We start from the raw sequence: 1,276 nt of genomic DNA, 5'->3' as shown, positions 1-1,276 counted from the left end.
TGCATTATACTTATAAAAGTAGACACATTTAGAAAACAGATGTACCATTATATTAGACACCACAAGGAGGTATCTTTATGTCCACAAGAAATCACTATGACGAGGATTTCAAACGAACCCTCGTGGAACTTTACCACAACGGTAAAACACAAGCTTCACTCATCAAAGAATATGGGGTATCACAATCAGCACTAACGAAATGGATTAAACAATATTCAACCGTGGAAACAGACAACGGAGAAGTTCTTACAGCCAAGCAAGTTAAAGAACTTCAAAAGCGTATGGCTCAACTTGAGGAGGAAAATCAAATATTAAAAAAAGCGATTGCCATATTCACGCCACACTCAAGCAACGATTAGATGCTGTTTACAAGTTGCAACACCAATACACTATTAAAACCCTTTGTCGAGTTCTAAAAGTTAATCGCAGCACTTATTACAAGCATTTTTACTCAAAGCCTGCTCCTCGCACCTCTGAAAATCAAGTCATTCGTATGCACATATTACAAATTTATTCTGACTATGATAATTCTCTAGGTGCTTACAAAATTCGTCGTGTTTTAGAACGGGATTATGGCATTAACATCAGCCTCGGTAGAGTGTATCGACTGATGAGCACAATGAATCTTCCAAAGCGGTCCACAGAGAAACCCAAAGGGAAGCATTTTCATAAGGAAAATGGTAACTGCTTCAATTATTTGAATCAACAGTTCAATCCTTCTTCTCCAAACTCTGTTTGGGCAAGTGATTTTACTTATATAAAGGTCAACGGCTCTTTCCATTACCTTTGTGTTGTGATGGATTTATTTTCAAGGAAAATCATCGGCTGGAGTATTTCTAATCGTCATGATGTAGACTTGACTAGGAAAGCTTTTGAAAATGCTTATTTCGATAGAGGTGAACCTGAATATGTACTCTTTCATTCAGATCGTGGTTCTGAATACACTGCCTTTACATTTAGACAAATGTTAGAAAGATGTAATGTTGTTCAGTCCTTTTCTCAGAAAGGCTATCCATATGACAATGCATGCATGGAAAGCTTTTTCCGCCATATGAAGCGGGAATGCATTAATCGTAAATCTTTCCGCAATCAGGATGAACTACGCCTATGCTGCTTTGAATACATAAATCGATACAACTCTAAACGTCCTCACTCTTCACTTGGAGATTATACTCCGGATGAAATAGAACAGTTTTACATGGAAAGGCAGGAGTAATTCTGTCTTTTCATAAAAATATATTTAAAAAGTGTGTCCATTTACTTGACTATGTTGCAA

2 protein-coding genes are annotated in these 1,276 nt (G+C 36.9%); both read left to right on the top strand.

Features of this window, described 5'->3' with window-relative positions; genetic code table 11:
- Positions 1 to 77: 77 nt before the first annotated feature.
- Positions 78 to 359: an IS3 family transposase gene (locus HMPREF2634_RS10075; RefSeq protein WP_021001851.1), complete on the top strand. Its 282-nt coding sequence runs from the start codon at positions 78 to 80 to the stop codon at positions 357 to 359.
- A gap of 14 nt (positions 360 to 373) precedes the next feature.
- The gene (locus HMPREF2634_RS01985; protein ID WP_232043636.1) at positions 374 to 1,216 is read left to right on the top strand and encodes an IS3 family transposase; all 843 of its coding nucleotides are present in this window, start codon (positions 374 to 376) and stop codon (positions 1,214 to 1,216) included.
- Positions 1,217 to 1,276 lie beyond the last annotated feature (60 nt).

The sequence above is a fragment of the Streptococcus sp. HMSC034B03 genome, from assembly GCF_001838575.1.
Taxonomy (GTDB): Bacteria; Bacillota; Bacilli; order Lactobacillales; family Streptococcaceae; genus Streptococcus; species Streptococcus anginosus.
Note: the sequence above shows the minus strand (reverse complement) of the source record. Positions and strands in the feature narration are given on the sequence as shown.